At 64.9% G+C, this 14804-nt stretch carries 15 protein-coding genes; 2 read left to right on the forward strand and 13 right to left on the reverse strand.

The annotated features are described in order from the left end of the window. Nucleotides 1-24: 24 nt before the first annotated feature. Genes WMO66_RS04160 through WMO66_RS04170 form a run of 3 tightly spaced genes read right to left on the reverse strand, consistent with a single transcriptional unit; the run spans nucleotide 25 to nucleotide 2132 of the window. Nucleotides 25-474, reverse strand: coding sequence for a MerR family transcriptional regulator (locus WMO66_RS04160; RefSeq protein ID WP_349135121.1), 450 nt, complete (start codon nucleotides 472-474; stop codon nucleotides 25-27). Continuing rightward, nucleotides 471-1457, reverse strand: coding sequence for a sensor histidine kinase (locus WMO66_RS04165; protein WP_349135122.1), 987 nt, complete (start codon nucleotides 1455-1457; stop codon nucleotides 471-473). The genes WMO66_RS04160 and WMO66_RS04165 overlap by 4 nt, the downstream gene beginning before the upstream one ends. A gap of 3 nt (nucleotides 1458-1460) precedes the next feature. Continuing rightward, nucleotides 1461-2132, reverse strand: coding sequence for a response regulator transcription factor (locus WMO66_RS04170; protein ID WP_349135123.1), 672 nt, complete (start codon nucleotides 2130-2132; stop codon nucleotides 1461-1463). Between the two features lie 186 nt (nucleotides 2133-2318). Here WMO66_RS04170 and WMO66_RS04175 point away from each other — a divergent pair, with 186 nt between their 5' ends. Beyond that, nucleotides 2319-2561: a helix-turn-helix domain-containing protein gene (locus tag WMO66_RS04175; protein WP_349135124.1), complete on the forward strand. Its 243-nt coding sequence runs from the start codon at nucleotides 2319-2321 to the stop codon at nucleotides 2559-2561. Nucleotides 2562-2984: 423 nt separating this feature from the next. Here the strand turns inward: WMO66_RS04175 and WMO66_RS04180 are convergent, their stop codons facing one another. Then, a complete protein-coding gene (locus WMO66_RS04180) occupies nucleotides 2985-4397 on the reverse strand; it encodes an MATE family efflux transporter (protein WP_349135125.1) in 1413 nt (470 codons plus the stop codon). 110 nt (nucleotides 4398-4507) lie between these two features. On the opposite strand from WMO66_RS04180, the gene WMO66_RS04185 reads away from it, so the two are divergent. Further along, nucleotides 4508-5395, forward strand: coding sequence for a LysR family transcriptional regulator (locus WMO66_RS04185; RefSeq protein WP_349135126.1), 888 nt, complete (start codon nucleotides 4508-4510; stop codon nucleotides 5393-5395). Between the two features lie 55 nt (nucleotides 5396-5450). On the opposite strand, the gene WMO66_RS04190 is transcribed toward WMO66_RS04185, so the two are convergent. The 9 genes from WMO66_RS04190 to thiI form a co-directional block, all read right to left on the reverse strand. Next, a complete protein-coding gene (locus WMO66_RS04190; protein ID WP_349135127.1) occupies nucleotides 5451-6395 on the reverse strand; it encodes a ketopantoate reductase family protein in 945 nt (314 codons plus the stop codon). Nucleotides 6396-6491: 96 nt separating this feature from the next. Further along, nucleotides 6492-7052, reverse strand: coding sequence for a M48 family metallopeptidase (locus WMO66_RS04195; protein ID WP_349135128.1), 561 nt, complete (start codon nucleotides 7050-7052; stop codon nucleotides 6492-6494). After that, nucleotides 7049-9487, reverse strand: a complete 2439-nt coding sequence (locus WMO66_RS04200) for a transglutaminase domain-containing protein (RefSeq protein WP_349135130.1) — start codon at nucleotides 9485-9487, stop codon at nucleotides 7049-7051. Before WMO66_RS04200 ends, WMO66_RS04195 begins: the two co-directional genes overlap by 4 nt. Beyond that, a complete protein-coding gene (locus WMO66_RS04205; RefSeq protein ID WP_349135131.1) occupies nucleotides 9484-10254 on the reverse strand; it encodes a copper homeostasis protein CutC in 771 nt (256 codons plus the stop codon). The genes WMO66_RS04200 and WMO66_RS04205 overlap by 4 nt, the downstream gene beginning before the upstream one ends. Further along, nucleotides 10251-11621, reverse strand: a complete 1371-nt coding sequence (locus tag WMO66_RS04210) for a leucyl aminopeptidase family protein (RefSeq protein ID WP_349135132.1) — start codon at nucleotides 11619-11621, stop codon at nucleotides 10251-10253. Before WMO66_RS04210 ends, WMO66_RS04205 begins: the two co-directional genes overlap by 4 nt. A gap of 139 nt (nucleotides 11622-11760) precedes the next feature. Further along, nucleotides 11761-11979 carry a hypothetical protein gene (locus WMO66_RS04215; RefSeq protein ID WP_349135133.1) on the reverse strand — a complete coding sequence of 73 codons (219 nt, stop codon included), beginning with the start codon at nucleotides 11977-11979 and terminating at the stop codon, nucleotides 11761-11763. Nucleotides 11980-11994: 15 nt separating this feature from the next. Next, nucleotides 11995-13152 carry a DUF362 domain-containing protein gene (locus WMO66_RS04220; RefSeq protein ID WP_349135134.1) on the reverse strand — a complete coding sequence of 386 codons (1158 nt, stop codon included), beginning with the start codon at nucleotides 13150-13152 and terminating at the stop codon, nucleotides 11995-11997. Continuing rightward, entirely contained in the window at nucleotides 13149-13616 is a 468-nt protein-coding gene (locus WMO66_RS04225) for a CinA family protein (protein WP_349135135.1), read from the reverse strand. Before WMO66_RS04225 ends, WMO66_RS04220 begins: the two co-directional genes overlap by 4 nt. After that, nucleotides 13609-14787 carry a tRNA uracil 4-sulfurtransferase ThiI gene (gene thiI, locus WMO66_RS04230; RefSeq protein WP_349135136.1) on the reverse strand — a complete coding sequence of 393 codons (1179 nt, stop codon included), beginning with the start codon at nucleotides 14785-14787 and terminating at the stop codon, nucleotides 13609-13611. The genes WMO66_RS04225 and thiI overlap by 8 nt, the downstream gene beginning before the upstream one ends. Nucleotides 14788-14804 lie beyond the last annotated feature (17 nt).

A 14804-nucleotide genomic window follows, 5' to 3' on the forward strand; every position in this document is an offset into this window, starting at 1 on the left:
GCATAATAAAATCCCGCCGGAACTTCAACCTGAAATCCGGCAGGATTTTCCGGGGAAATAGACGGACAGCGCCTGCAGCGCCGCCAGCACATCCTGCGCCGGGCCGCGCAGCGTCACGCGCGAGAGCGCCGCATCTCCGCTGAAAGCCATGGTCACGCCATGCTCCGCCGCAAGGGCGGCCACAGTCCGGCAAAGCTCCGCTGCCGCGACCGGCAGGTCGAGCACGGCGCACAGCTGCCCCGTCGTGTCCATGCGCCGCTGGATGAAGTCCTCTGCCACGGCGTTCCGCCGCGCGTTCGAGGCGCTGCACACCTGCGGCAGGGCCAGAAACGCCGCGGTCTGCTCCGCCGTGAAGCGCCAGCCGCCCGGCGTCTTCTCCCCGGCGAGCAGGCCCCGCTTGAGATAGCTGCGCAGCGTGCGCTCCGTCAGCATGGAGATGGCCGCAAGCTGCGCCAGTGTGATACGTTCGCTCATACGATCCCCTTATAGAGCTTCATCGTAAATTCCGCGCCGCCGGGCACATTAGCCGCCGTGAGCGTGCCGTTCTGCGCCGCCGCGATGGAGCGTGAAAGTGCAAGACCGATGCCAACGCTCTGCTCCGGTGCGTTTTCGCCCTTATAATAGCGCTCGAACAGATGCGGCAGATCCTGCGGTGCGATGCCGCCGCCGGTATCGCGGATGACAACGACCGACGCAACGGCGTTTTCCTCCGCCCGCACCGTGATCGTGCCCTCCTGCATATGCTCCGAGCAGTTTTTCAGAATGTTGCCGAGGGCCTCCGCCGTCCACGCGGGATCGCAGCGGACGTTCCCGGAAGCCTCGACCTGCAGCTGCTGGCCGCGCAGCTCCATGCCGATGGCAAACGGCTCCGCCGCCCGCGCCAGCAGGGCCGAAAGCGGAATGGTTTCCGGGCAGAAGCGCGCCGTCCCGGCATCGAGCTTTGCCAGCTTCAGCAGCGATTCTACGAGCCAGTCCATCCGCGCCACCTGCCGCCGCAGCGCGCGCACGTCGCCGCGGCTTTCTTCGTCCACATGCCCGGCCAGACTCGTCAGCAGCAGGTTCACCGCCGTAAGCGGCGTGCGCATCTGGTGCGAGATATCCGCCATGGCGTCGGCGAGCTGCAGCTTTTCCTTTTCGAGCTGCGCGGACTGCTCCCGCAGGCGGAGCGTCATTTTGCGCACCTCGCTGCGCAGCAGGCTGACCTCGCCCTCGCCGTAATCGGCCAGATGGATATCGCCGCTGCCGTGCAGCACGGCGTCGATGTCGGCCGCCAGGCGGGCCATGGCCCGGTAGCGGCAGCAGAGCTCCACGCCGTAAAGCACCAGCAGCACGGTGCCGAGCGCCAGCGCCACGCAGGCGGCCTGCCAGCCGGACAGGCTCATCGCCGCTGCCGAGGCAAGAAACGTCAGAAGGCCGCCCACGAGCAGCGCACGGCGCAGTTCCGGGTTCCGCAGCATCGCTCAGCCCTCCATCCGGTATCCGACGCCGCGCACCGTGCGGATGAGCGCTGGGTCCTGCGGATCGTCCTCGAGCTTGTCACGCAGGCGCTTGATGTAGACCGTCAGCGTATTGTCGTTCACGAAATCGCCCGCCACATCCCAGATCTCCTCGAGCAGCTGCGCGCGGCTGAGCGTCGCGCCCCTGTGATTCAGGAATACGAGCAGCAGCCGGTATTCCAGCGCGGAAAGGCTCAGCTCCTGTCCGTTTTTGCTCACGCAGGCGCGCTCGGTGTCGACACGAAGCGGGCCGACGTCCAGAACGGACTGTACCCGCCCCGTCCGGCGCAGCACGCTGCGGATGCGCGAGACAAGCTCCCGCGGGCGGAAGGGCTTGGCGATATAGTCGTCCGCGCCGAGGTCCAGCCCCGTCACAACACTGTACTCGTCCCCGGACGCACTCAGGAAGATCACGGCCGTCCCGCCGCGCTGCTTCACAGCCGAGCAGACGGAAAAGCCGTTCCCGTCGCGCAGGCCGACATCGAGCAGCACAAGGTCAAATTCTTCCGTCTCCAGCAGAGCAAGCGCCTCGCGCTGACCGGAGGCCTGCCGCACGGCAAAGCCCTCACCGCGCAAAAACGACGTCAGCGGCTGATAGATCGCGCTGTCATCCTCCACCAGCAGGATCCGTTCCATATCCGCGCCTCCCATCCCGTTATCTTGCCTCTTATCATACCCCAACGGCATAAAATTTGCAAGACCTCACAGCCATTCGATATAATCAGATTTTTATCTGGCAGTTTCATCTTTAGAAGTATCTGCGCGCAAAAAATCGATTAAACTTTAAGAGATTATATGCTGTCAGAACCGGGGTGAAGGATCGTGAAAATCTATTGGTACCGTAATTCCAAGAACCTGATCGGGCACCGTCTGCACGACCTGCGTATCAGTCAGCACCTGACCCAGCGTCAGCTGGCCGCGCGCATGCAGCTTGCCGGAATGGAAATGAACGAAGTAACCATTCTGCGCATTGAAAAGGGCGTTCGGTTCGTGCCGGATTATGAGGTCGCCGAGCTGGCCAAGGCGCTCGGCGTGAGCTGCGACGACCTGCTGGAAGACTGCTGAAAGGATTCTTCCGGCAATATCGCACCGTTGCATTCGTCCTCCGGAAAATGCTTTCCCGGACCACGCGGTATTGCCTTTTGTTTTTTTGCGCCGTTTCATCACAGACTTCTTGTTTTCTCTGTGATGACCGTCACAAAAAATGAAAAACGGGAGAAATCGCAGGTATGCTGCGGTTTCTCCCGTCATCTTGTCAAACAGTCCCTCGGGGGATTTTTTGACAAGATGCTTTCAGAATCGCAAAATCAATTTTTGTATCATGATTTTGCAATTCTGTCGCTGCGGCGGGTGATGGAACGTGAAAGCAAACCCTGACGGTTTCCTTTCACACGATCCTTCCCTCCGAGACTTTTGGCTGGGCAGGTTATTTGACAGTCTAACGGACCGTGCTGCAAAACACAGCACGGTCCGAACTTTTGTTCTCAGTTATAACTCGGCGTACTCGCCCTCGGCGGCGTCCTCCGCCTCGACGGCAGCCTCTGTCTCAAGTGCGATGGCCTCAGCCGGGGTCTCCGGCTTCAGTCGCGCGAAGCGGTAGAACAGCAGAGACAAGACCGTTGCAACGGTCCAGCCGATCGGCCACGACAGCCAGATGCCGGTCTCCTCAAAGGTGCGGGACAGGACAAAGGCCAGTGCGACACGCAGCAGCAGGTCCGTGAACGTGGAGACCATGAACGGGCCCATCTTTCCCGCGCCGCGCAGGACGCCGTCGGCCACGATCTTCGAGGCGACGATCACATAGAAAGGCGCGACGATGTGCAGGAACTGCACGCCGGTCGCCAGCGCCTTCTGCGTCGGGTTATCGACGAAGATCTTCACAAGCGGTGCGCCCGCAAAGAAATACAGCACCGTCAGCGGGACGCACAGCGCCCACACAAGGTACAGACCCGCGCGGAAGCCGCTGCGGATGCGGTCCGGCTTCTGTGCGCCGAGGTTCTGCGCCGTGAAGTTCGAAATGCCGTTGCCCAGCGTCACGAGTGACGTGATGACCAGATTATTCAGCTTGACCGACGCGGAATAGCCCGCCATAACGGCCGTGCCGAACGAATTGATGATACTCTGCAGCACGATATTGCCGACGGAGACAAAGCTCTGCTGCAGGATACTCGGGACGGCGACGCGCGCCACGCGGCCGAGCAGTCTGCCGGAGAAGACCGGAGCCCTCTGGCCCTCCGGCAGGTGGATCTTCGCCAGACGGCGGAACACGAACACCAGCGCCAGCACGCAGCTCACGCCCTGGCACAGGAACGTCGCCCACGCAACGCCGTCCACGCCCATGCCGAACGCCGTGACGAACAGGATATCCACCGCGATGTTCGAGAGAGACGAAGCCATGAGGAAGAAGAACGGCGTTTTGGAATCGCCGAGCGCGGAGAAAATACCGGTCGCCACATTATAGAAAAACACAAACGGCAGGCCGCAGATGTAGATGTTCAGATACAGCTGAGAGTCCTTCATGATCTCATCCGGCGTGTTGATGAGGCCGAGGAGCTGACGCGACAGCAGCAGGCCGACCAGCATCAGAACAGCGCACAGGCCCGCGCTGGCGATGAGCGTGGTATAGATCGTCGTCTTCATGCTGCGCAGGTCCTTCGCGCCGAAGAACTGCGCCGCCACGACGGAGCAGCCGATGTTGCAGCCAAAGGCAAAGGCGATGAAGATCAGCGTGATCTCATAGCTGTTGCCGACGGCGGCCAGCGCATTCTCGCCGATGAATTTACCGGCGACAAAGCTGTCTGCGATATTATATAGCTGCTGGAAAATGATGCTGCCGAACAGCGGCAGACAGAATTTCCAGAGCACCCGGCTCGGTTTGCCGGTCGTTAAGTCCTGATTCACAATGATTCCTCCTTGATTCCATTCCAAGGGTGTATTATAATGGCTCTGTTCTTATACGGATAATCTATTGTTGATATGGTCTCGATATCAATTTTATATAGGAGGAACACATGGACATTGCGCTGGATTATTACCGCATCTTTGAAGCCGTAGCGCGGCACCGCAGCTTTACCCGCGCGGCGGAGGCGCTGGTCAACAGCCAGCCGAACCTGACGCGCGCCGTGCACAATCTCGAGGCGGAGCTCGGCTGCCGCCTGTTCCTGCGCTCCAGCCGCGGCGTGGAGCTGACGCCGGAGGGCGAGGCTCTCTATGCCCACGTCACGGCCGCCATGGAGCAGCTGCGCGCGGGCGAGGCCGAGCTGCAGCGCCAGCGCGAACTGCGCAGCGGCATGGTCTCCATCGCCTGCAGCGAGACGGCCCTGCACGCCGTGCTGCTGCAGGTACTCAGCCGCTTTCACCGCGAAAATCCCGCCATCCGCCTGCGCGTTTCGAACCAGTCCGCGCCGGAGGCCATCGACGCCCTGCGCAGCGGCCTTGCCGAGCTTGCCGTCGTTACAATGCCGCCCACTCCCCTGTCCGCTCCGCTGGAGGCGACGGTGCTGGCCTCGTTCCGCGAGGTCGCCGTGTGCAGCACGGCCTTCCCGCTGGACAGCGGCCGCACCTTTACGCTCCGGGAGATCGCGGCCCTGCCGCTCATCGCCCTGCGGCGCGGTACGAGCACGTTTGACCTCTATGAGAGCCTGTTCCGCCGCCATGGGCTGAGCTATGCGCCGGATATTGAGGCGGCGACCTCCACGCAGCTCCTGCCGCTTGTGAAAAACGGCCTCGGCATCGCCTTTGTGCCGGATGTTCTGCTCCCCGCCCCCGGCATCGAGCGCCTGCACCTGCGCGAGGGCCTGCCGGAGCGGGCCGTCTGCCTCATCCGCCGCACGGACCGGCCACGCAGCGTCGCTGCCGCCGCACTCGAAACGATGCTTCTTTCGCTGCAGAACAAGTAAAATGATCCTGACGATCCACATGGGCCTGTGGATCGTCAGGATCTGTTATTTGATATTATACTCCCTCGACCGTACCGGCGTTCTTCGCCTCGAGCACGCGGATGGCGTGATACAGGAACTCGTTATACGGCGTGGGGACGCCATATTCCTTGCCAAGGCGGATGACCGCACCGGCAAAGATATCGACCTCCGTTTTGCGCCCGGCCAGAATATCCTGCAGCGTAGAGGGCTTGTTGCGCGGCGGAACGGCCTTGATGACATCCAGATGGTCGCGCGCATAGTTCGTCTCGATGGGGATGCCTTTCTTCTGTGCGATCTCGATGACCTCGGCCGCGACCATGATGCGCAGCGCCTCGGCGTCCTCGCAGCTGCCCCACGCGCCATACGGCAGGTCGAGCACGGCAGCGACCTGATTTTCGCTGACGTTGCAGGCAAATTTCTCCCAGATGGCCAGCAGCATATCCGGGCGGATCTGATAGCGGATGCCCGCGCCGTCAAACAGTGCCTTGAGGCGCAGCACGCGCTCGGACAGGTTCGCGGGATCGTTCTTCTTCTCGCCATACTCCACATAGAACGCGGCGTTCGGGTCGAACGAAACGGTGTTTCCGACCTTGACGCTGCTGATGCGCATCAGGGAATAGACAATATTCTCCCAGCCGTAGGTCTTCGCCACAACCTCCTCGCTCTCCACGCCGTTGAGCGGCGAAAGGATGAGCGTCTCCGGGCCGATCTGCGCCCGCACGTCCTCGATGGCCTGCTGCAAGCCAGACATCTTCGTGGCAAAGATCACCAGATCGGCAGGCTCGCCCTCGCCCGGCTCCACAACGTGGTAGTATTCCTGCTTGCCGTTAATGACAAGGCCCTCGCGGCGGATCCGCTCCGCACGCGCACCGCCTGCGATGACACGCAGATCGTCGCCGAGCACCGGCTGCAGCCTGTCCGCAAAATATGCGCCGATGGCTCCGAGGCCGACCAGCGCGACTGTTTTGATCTCCTTCATGGCAGTGTCTCCTTTGCAGTAGCTGCGCAGACCTCATCGCGCAGCCGATATCTTGGATATTTTACCACAAATTGGCACATATTTCCACAGGATTTTTTATGTTTCCGGCAGACGGCCAAGCAGGGCAGGGCCATGCTCCCGCAGCCAGGCGCGCTGCGCGGCATAGTCGGGCAGCCATAACGCGACCTCGCGCCAGAACGCGGCGCTGTGGTTCATCTGCTTCCGGTGGCACAGCTCATGCACGGCGACATACTCGCGCACCTCCGGCGGGGCCAGCATCAGAAGGCAGTTGAAGCTCAGGCTCCCGCGGGCAGAGCAGCTGCCCCAGCGGGTGCGCTGCGCGCGGATCGTGATCCCGGCAAAGTCGACGCCCATCCGGGCCGCGAGGCGCGTCACACGCTCCGTCAGATCGGCCCGCGCCGCGGTGCGGAGCCGCTGCAGCTCCGCTTCGCTCAGGATGCCTGCCTGCTGTGCGGCCCGGCTCCCCGCTCTGGCGCGGGCCACGGCTGCCTCGAGCCATGCCGCATGCTGCTCGGCAAAGGCATGGATATCCCGCTCCGGCAGGCGCAGGGGCGCGCGGGCAACGATCTCGCCCGTCGGCAGGACCTGCAGCGCCAGCGTTTTCCGGCGGCTGCGGACGATCCGCAGCTCCGTCACGGCCGCACCGCCTGCCAGACGCGCAGGGCCAGCGCCGCACTGCCGACATGATAGCCGCTGACGGCATAGGCCGCCGTGAGCGGGCCGCGCAGCACAACGAGCAGCGGCAGCTTGCCCGCCTCGGCAAACGTCTGCCGCGCGGCAGCCTCCGCCGTGCGCGCGTCGCCGTCCAGCAAGACGGGGACGTCCGGGTTCTTTTCGCAGAAGCGACGCAGCGTCTCGTTGCGCAGGGAACCGGCATCCGGAACGAGCAGCGTCAGCGGCAAGCCCTGCAGGTTCTCGTCCAGAAGCTCGCGCAGCAGGTGCTCCGTCGGCTCCTGCCCGGGCGCGAGCCACGCCAGCAGGCCGCCGCGGGCCGTGAGCGCCGCACCGGAGACCGGCTCGCCCGCCATCGTCCGCGCGGAAAAGAAGTCCTCCATCGCATGGCTGCCCAGCATCTCAGAAAGGGCCGCATGGGCGCGTTCCGGCCGGATCGTGCGCCGTTCGCCCGCCGCAAGGGAAAAATGCAGCCGCAGCACGCGCTGGTCGCCGTTTGGGAGCCGGTTCGTCGTGAGCAGGCAGTAGTCCCCCGGCGCAGCGGAGAACGTCAGGCCGTCCGCTGCGGGCCAGAGCAGGCGCGCACCGTCCGGCGTCAGGGCAGAAAGGGAAAAGTCCACGCCGCAGACCCATTTTTCGCCCGCGGGGCAGATCAGAACGACCGTTCCGCGCGTGTTGCGGCCCTCCGTGCGCTTCCAGACGCCGTTGTGCCAATATTCGGCCGCACCGTCCTCCGGCGCAAGCCGGGCCGGGACGCCGAGCGCGCGGCAGAGCGCCGCAAACAGGACGCGCTTTGCCTCCGGCGAAGCCTGCCGCAGCGTCAGCGCCGCCAGCGGAGATGGGCTGAGCACGGACGGCTCGATCGTCTCCGTGAGCCATGCCCAGAGCGCCGCCGGGTCCCTGCGAAACACAGCGCTCCGTTCCTCCGAAAAATATGTAGTCAACTCCCGCCGCTGCGGCAGAAGCTGCTCATATCCGACGCGCGGACAGAGCACAAAGGCCTCCCAGATGCCTTCCGGCACGCCGTCCGGCCGGGGCGTGTGCGCCCATGTATCGTGCAGGACGTCCGGCGCGATATCGAGCAGGTCCTTCGGTAAAAGTGTGCGCAAAAGGGGCATTGCCTCCGGCTCCTCCCGCAGAAAGGCCGCCAGCTGTGCCGCATGGCCCGCGCCCGCGCGCAGCAGCGCCGTCTCCTCCGGCGGCAGGCCCTGCGCGTCCGCCTCGTCCAGCCGGTCCTCGCGGCGCTGCGTCCACGCCTCGTGCGCCTGCCGGAGCCACCGCTCCTGCAGGTCCCGCTGCGGCTCCGTCGGAACCGCTCCGCGCACGGCTCCTCCGCGGGGTGCCGTCAGCTCGATCGGCTCCCAGCGATCCGGCGCGGGAGCGCGCTTCCCGAGAGTCAGCACGACCGGCCCGGTCTCCTCCGGGGAGACGAAGGCCTCACAGCACAGGCCGTCCCGCCGTGCCAGCAGCCGCAGACTGCCAAGGCCGCATGTGAGGGCCGCCATGCCGGACGCATCGGTCTGCACCGTTGCCGCGGGATACCATTCACAATTATTCAGAATACAAAAATCGACATTTGCCCCCGCCGCAGACATACCGTTTTCGTCCGTCACGCGGACGGTCAGGCGGCGCACATCAGCATAGCGGGCCGTTTCGTTGCAATAGACCACATCGCCCTCGCGGCCGATGACCTCCGCATCCGGCTCCGGCTCGCCGAAGCAGCGGCTGTGCACCAGAACGGCGCGTCCGGCCGCGCTGTTGAACCAGCCGCGGTCCAGCACAGCCTCCGGCTCACAGGCCCCGAGGAAGTGCCATGCGCCGCCGCACCAGACCTCGACCCATGCGTGGTTGTCATCGCAGTGCGCCCAGCGCGGCACATAGACCTGCCGCGCCGCAAAGCCGCAGGCGCGCAGGACATTCACCGCAAACATGGACTCCTCACCGCAGCGGCCGAAGCCCGCGCGGAGCACGGCCAGCGCGCTGCGCGTGCGCTCGTCCGTCGGCTGATAGGCCACATGCTCAGCGCACCAGCGGTTGATCTCCAGAATGGCGGCCTCCTCCGGAAGACCGCGCAGCCGCTCGGCAAGCGCGGCATAGAACACGGGGCGGCAGTCGCACAGTGCCTCGTTATTGACGCGCGGATGCAGCACATAGGCAAGGAACAGCGGCTCCGGCAGGGCGCGCGTCCACGAAGCATTCTCCCGCAGGTATCGCGCATGCGCCGCACAGGAGAAAAACACCTCCGGCGGCGTATCGAGCCAGTCGCTGGCGGGGCTTGCCGCATAGCAAAGGCGGGCCAGCCGCGCCGTCTCGTCCGGCAGGGTCTGCAATAGGTCCGGAAGCTGCCAAAGGCCCGTCTGGGCGAGCTTCCGCTCAAATTCCGCTTTCCGGCCTCTCATGCCTGCGCTCCCGGCGTTCCGAGGGCGTGCACCGCCTCGGCGCATGCGCGGAACTCCGCCTCGTCCGTCAGCCAAAGCTCATACTCCGAAAGGGACGGCAGGCCCATGGACACGCCCTCCTTGCGGTAGCGCATGCCGCTGTCCACGCTGCCCTTACGGCCCGTGGTGTGGAAGGTCGTGATGCCGGTCTGCGCAGCAATCTGCGCAATGTTTGCTTTCTTTACGCCGCAGCCCGCCATCAGGTCGATGCGTCCTGCTGCCTGCTCGTTCAGCTTTGCCAGCAGCGGCGCGCCGAGGGCTGCGTTGGCCGCCTGCCCCGAGGACAGGATCGTCCGGCAGCCAAGGGAAACGGCGTCCTCCAGCGCCCGGAACGGGTCGCGCGTCATGTCGAACGCGCGGTGGAGCGTGACCTCCATCTGCCCTGCGCAGGCCAGCATGCGGCGCATCTGCGCAAGGTCCAGCTCGCCGTCCGGCGTGAGCGCGCCGATGACGACGCCGTTCGCGCCGAGGTCGCGGAAGGCCGCGATCTCCTCGCACATCTCCTCCAGCTCCGGCTCGGTATAGAGAAAATCGCCGAAGCGCGGGCGGATGAGCACATTAATGGGCACGCCGCTGCCGCGCTGCACCTGCCGGAACAGGGCATGCGTCGGTGTCGTGCCGCCGATGACCAGATGGGCGCACAGCTCCAGCCGGTCCGCACCGGCGCGGCTTGCCGCCATGGCAGAGGCATAGGAATCCACACATGCCTCGATCAGGGGTCGTTTCATTTTGCTTCCTCCTTTTTTTCCGCCAGCCCGCAGGCCAGATGGAACAGGGTGCTCACGGCCGTTCCGGTCGCGCCGGGGACCTGATGCTCCCAGACATAGCCCTTGTTGTCCGCCGTGCCTGCGATGTCCAGATGCAGCCAAGGCAGACCCTCGGTAAAGTGCCGCAGGAACAGCCCGGCCGTGATCGCGCCGCAGCCGTCGCGGCTCGTGTTGCGCACGTCACCGAGGTCGCCGCGGATGAGCTTTTCATATTCCGGGAAGTCCGGCATGCGCCAGAAGCGCTCGCCGGAGTGGGCGGCGGCCCGCTCGAGCGCGGCATACCAGCCGTCGTCGCTCGCCATAACGCCCGTGGCCACATAGCCGAGCATGGCGCAAATCGCGCCCGTCAGCGTGGCGGCGTCCACAAGGCGCGTGCAGCCCTCCTTCCGGATGGCCCACGTCAGGCCGTCGGCCAGAATGAGGCGGCCCTCGGCGTCTGCATTGAATACCTCGATGGTCTTGCCGGACAACGAGCCGATCAGGTCCCCCGGCAGCAGGCTCGTCGTGGAGATGCGGTTCTCGCAGCACGGCACGACGGCCGTAACATTCACCGGAATCCCGGCCGCCGCAATGGCGCGCACGGCAGCGGCCACGGCAGCGCCGCCCGCCATATCGCCCTTGATGCCCGCCATGGAGCCGCTGGATTTCAGATTATAGCCGCCGGAATCCACCGTCACGCCCTTGCCGACAAGGCCGAGGCGCTCCGCCGAATCCGGCGCGCCCGTATAGCGCAGCACGGCCAGCACCGGCGAGTGGCCGCTGCTGTCGCCCACGGCGAGGAAGGCCTCCAGCCCCAGCTCGTGCAGGGTGCCGCGGTCATAGCACTGCGTCTCGACCGGCAGACCCGCGCACTGCTCCGTCAGCGCGGCAGCAAGCCGCTCCGGCGTGAGCAGATTGGCAGGGCGGTTCACAAGACTGCGCGTCCGGAGGATGGACTCCGCCAGCGTCCAGCCGAGCTGCAGGTCCTGCTCCTGCCAGCCCTCGCCGGAGGCATAGCAGGCAAATTCCGGCTCCCACTGATCGGAGAGCGTATATTTCATCTGATAAGCGCCGCCGCAGATGCCCTCGGCCGCAGCCAGAAGGCCGTCACGGCCCAGCTCGGCCGCCGCGCTCAGGTCGAACACGGCGCTCTTTGCACCGCTGGCCTGCACGGCCTTGGATGCCTTGCCATAGACCTCCTTGCAGGCCAGGACCGACCAGCTCCCGCCGCGGCCCACGGTGATCTGCTCGCTGCCGTCCGGCAGGATGCGGTCGTGCAGCTTCAGATAGTCGCCGGGCTCCGGCGTCACGCGCAGACCGACCGGCTCGTTGTGATAGCGCTGGATCATGGATCATTCTCCTTTAGTAATATAAAATATCAGAAAACCCGGAGAAAACGCTCCGGGTCAGACTGTCAAAAACCTGCCCAGCCGAAAGTTCCGGAGGGAAGAAAGGTGTGAAAGGAAACCGTCAGGGTGTCCTTTCGCGTCAAATAACCCGCCGCAGCGGCAAAATTGCAAAATCATGCTGCAAAATTTGATTTTGCAATTTGGAAAGCAGCTTGGCAAAAAGGCCCGAAGGGACTTCTTTGACAAGCTGACCCGGAGAAAACGCTCCGGGTCCCGTGTGCACAAAGCCCTCCGCTTTGTCATTCCGAAAAACGAAGCGGCGTGGGGATCCCGAGCAGAAAGTTCCGAATTCGTTCAAGAGATTCCCCAGCGGTTACAAGTGTCCGGCAATGCGGGCGATCACAGTGCGGTGCACCTGCATCGCGCCCCTCGGGCAGAATTCCTGACAGCAGAAGCAGTGGATGCAGCGCCCGCGGTCGATGTGCGCCCGGCCGTTTTCGATTGTGATGGCATGGGCCGGACAGACATCGCGGCACACGCCGCAGCCGACGCACAGCGCCCGCTTCAGGCCCGGCCGCGTCCGCAGCGCAAGCGCCGCCGTCTTCCCGAGCAGGCGGCCGAAGGTGCCGCCCCGCGCGCCGAAATCCGTCCCCGTCCCATGCTGGACGATCCGGAAATCCGGGCAGGCAAAGGCCGCGGCATCCCCCGCAACACAGAGCTGCGCCGGGTCGAGCGGCGTCAGGCCGCGCTCGGCCGCTGCGCGCAGCGTCGGCACATTCTCCGGCTTCAGCCCGATGAGTGAGGCGCACAGCAGGTCGATGCGGTGTGGGTTCGTTCCGGCCAGCAGCGCGCCGAACGGACGCGGCGTTCCGGCCGTCGGGCCGTTTCCCTCCATGGCGACGACGGCGTCCACAAGATAGAGCCTCGGGTGGAAATGCTCGTTCAGGTCGATGAGCATCCCGGCAAAGTCCATGGGATCGGGATAGCGATAGTGATACTCCGGTTTGATTGTGCCGGGGATCGCACCGAAAAGATTCTTCGTCGCAGCGGAAAGGGCGAGCATGCCATGGCTCTTGAGCTTGCAGAAGCTGATGACGGCATCGGCGTCGTCCAGATAGGCCGTGTAAGTAATGTGCTTTGCCACGCGCGCGTCCGGCAGGTCGGCCTCCCGCTGGGCAAAGTTCCGGTTGAGCGTGCCGCCTGCCTCCTCGACGGCCGCAAGGCCGCAGGCACGGTAGACGGCGTTCAGATGCCCCGCTGCATAGGTGCCGCCGGGGCTGTCACCCACAACGACGGACGCGCCGCGCCGGACGAGCTCCTCCGTCAGGACCCGCAGCAGCATCGGATGGGTCGTTGCGGCCCGCTCCGGCTTCATGGCCGAGACGAGGTTCGCCTTGACGGCGATGCGCATGCCGGGCTTCACCCATGCAAGGCCTCCGAACGGCGCAAGCACCTGCTGCAGGGCTGTGCGGCAGGTCTCCGGCTCATAATCGGGGCACGCGGCAATGGCCGCATCGGGCACGCCGCTCATACCGCGCGCTCCAGCAGCAGCCGCAGGGCTGCGCGGCAGGCCGCCTCCCGGTTCTCCCCGCGCGTACCGCCGCATTCCAGCCGCACGCACCGCGTCCCGGCCGCGTCGGCGCACGCCACAAAGATCTCCCCGACGCGGGGATTTTTCTCATCCGTGCCCGGCCCGGCATTGCCGGTGACGGACAGGGCATAGTCCGCGCCGAGCAGGCTCCGCGCGCCCTCCGCCATACGGCGGGCGACCGGCTCGCACACGGCCCCCTGCGCCTCGAGCAGGGCATGCGGAACACCGAGCAGGCGCTCCTTCACGGCGTAGGCGTAGGAGATAATGCCGCCGAGATAGACGGCGGAAGCACCGGGTACATCCGTCAGCAGCTTGCCGAGCAGACCGCCGGTGCAGCTTTCCGCCGTGACGAGCGTTCTCTCCGCAGCCGTGAGCCGGGCAATGACCTGCACCGCCTCATCCATGCCAGCGCACCTTCACCAGCTCGGTGTTCTCCAGCGCGCGGGCGATCAGGCCCTCCAGGTCGAGCGGGGCGCAGGCGGCGTCCACCTGGGCCAGCGTCGGCTTCGTCTTCGGGTGGCGCGGCGTAAAGACCGTGCAGCAGTCCTCATAGGGCAGGATGGACGTCTCCATCGTGCCGATCTGACGGGCGCGCGTGACGATCTCCTCCTTATCCATGCCGATGAGCGGCTGGAAGATGGGCAGGTCCACGCAGGCGCCCGTCACGGCCATGGCTTCCATAGTCTGAGAGGCGACCTGGCCGAGGTTTTCGCCGGTGACGAGGCAGCCGCAGCCATGGTCACGCGCGATGCGCTCGGCGATCTTCATCATGAACCGGCGCATGACCAGCGTAAAGAATTCCTCCGGGCAGTTGTCACGGATCGCTTCCTGAATTTCGGTAAAGCCGACAATATTCACGGTCATTCGGCCGCAGTAGCGCGTCATCAGGTGTGCAAGCTCCAGCACCTTGTCCTTGGCCAGCTCGCTGGTATAGGGATAGGAGAAGAAGTGCACGCACTCCAGCTCCACGCCGCGCTTGGCGATCATGTAGCCCGCGACCGGCGAATCGATGCCGCCGGACAGCAGCAGCATGGCTCTGCCGCCCACGCCCGTGGGCAGGCCGCCCGCGCCGGGCTCCGCCGGGCCGTGCACATAGGCCGCGCGGTCGCGCACCTCGACATAGACCGTGTAATCCGGGTGATGCACATCGACCGTCACGTCCGGAAAGGCCTCAGCCAGACGGCCGCCGATCTCCTGCGACAGGCCGATGGACGTCAGCGGAAAGCGCTTGTCCGAGCGGCGCGACTCGACCTTGAACGACTTCGCCATGCTCAGGTCTTCGCCGAGGTAGGCCATGGCCGTATCAAAAATGGCGTCGAGATCCTTGGCGCACGGGCGGCAGCGGCACAGGCTCACCACGCCGAAGATAGCATGGCAGGCCTCCCACGCGCCGTCGAGGTCGCAGTCGGCGTTCTCCGGCTCCACATAGGCCGTAGACTGGACGATGGAGACGCGGAAGTCGCCGAACGGGCGCATACGCCGGGCAACATTCGTCTTGAGACGGTTCTCAAACTGGAAGCGGTTACCGCCCTTCAGGACGATCTCGCCCAGCTTCAGCAAAAACATTTCATTCATGGTAAATTCCTCAATTC

This window comes from Faecousia intestinalis, from assembly GCF_040096185.1.
Lineage (GTDB): Bacteria > Bacillota > Clostridia > Oscillospirales > Oscillospiraceae > JAZOXB01.

Bases quoted from the DNA above. Each gene is read 5' to 3' on its own strand.
- WMO66_RS04160 (WP_349135121.1), bottom strand. From the start codon at position 474: ATGAGCGAACGTATCACACTGGCGCAGCTTGCGGCCATCTCCATGCTG.
- WMO66_RS04165 (WP_349135122.1), bottom strand. From the start codon at position 1,457: ATGCTGCGGAACCCGGAACTGCGCCGTGCGCTGCTCGTGGGCGGCCTT.
- WMO66_RS04170 (WP_349135123.1), bottom strand. From the start codon at position 2,132: ATGGAACGGATCCTGCTGGTGGAGGATGACAGCGCGATCTATCAGCCG.
- WMO66_RS04185 (WP_349135126.1), top strand. From the start codon at position 4,508: ATGGACATTGCGCTGGATTATTACCGCATCTTTGAAGCCGTAGCGCGG.
- WMO66_RS04190 (WP_349135127.1), bottom strand. From the start codon at position 6,395: ATGAAGGAGATCAAAACAGTCGCGCTGGTCGGCCTCGGAGCCATCGGC.
- WMO66_RS04200 (WP_349135130.1), bottom strand. From the start codon at position 9,487: ATGAGAGGCCGGAAAGCGGAATTTGAGCGGAAGCTCGCCCAGACGGGC.
- WMO66_RS04205 (WP_349135131.1), bottom strand. From the start codon at position 10,254: ATGAAACGACCCCTGATCGAGGCATGTGTGGATTCCTATGCCTCTGCC.
- WMO66_RS04210 (WP_349135132.1), bottom strand. From the start codon at position 11,621: ATGATCCAGCGCTATCACAACGAGCCGGTCGGTCTGCGCGTGACGCCG.
- WMO66_RS04220 (WP_349135134.1), bottom strand. From the start codon at position 13,152: ATGAGCGGCGTGCCCGATGCGGCCATTGCCGCGTGCCCCGATTATGAG.
- WMO66_RS04225 (WP_349135135.1), bottom strand. From the start codon at position 13,616: ATGGATGAGGCGGTGCAGGTCATTGCCCGGCTCACGGCTGCGGAGAGA.
- thiI (WP_349135136.1), bottom strand. From the start codon at position 14,787: ATGAATGAAATGTTTTTGCTGAAGCTGGGCGAGATCGTCCTGAAGGGC.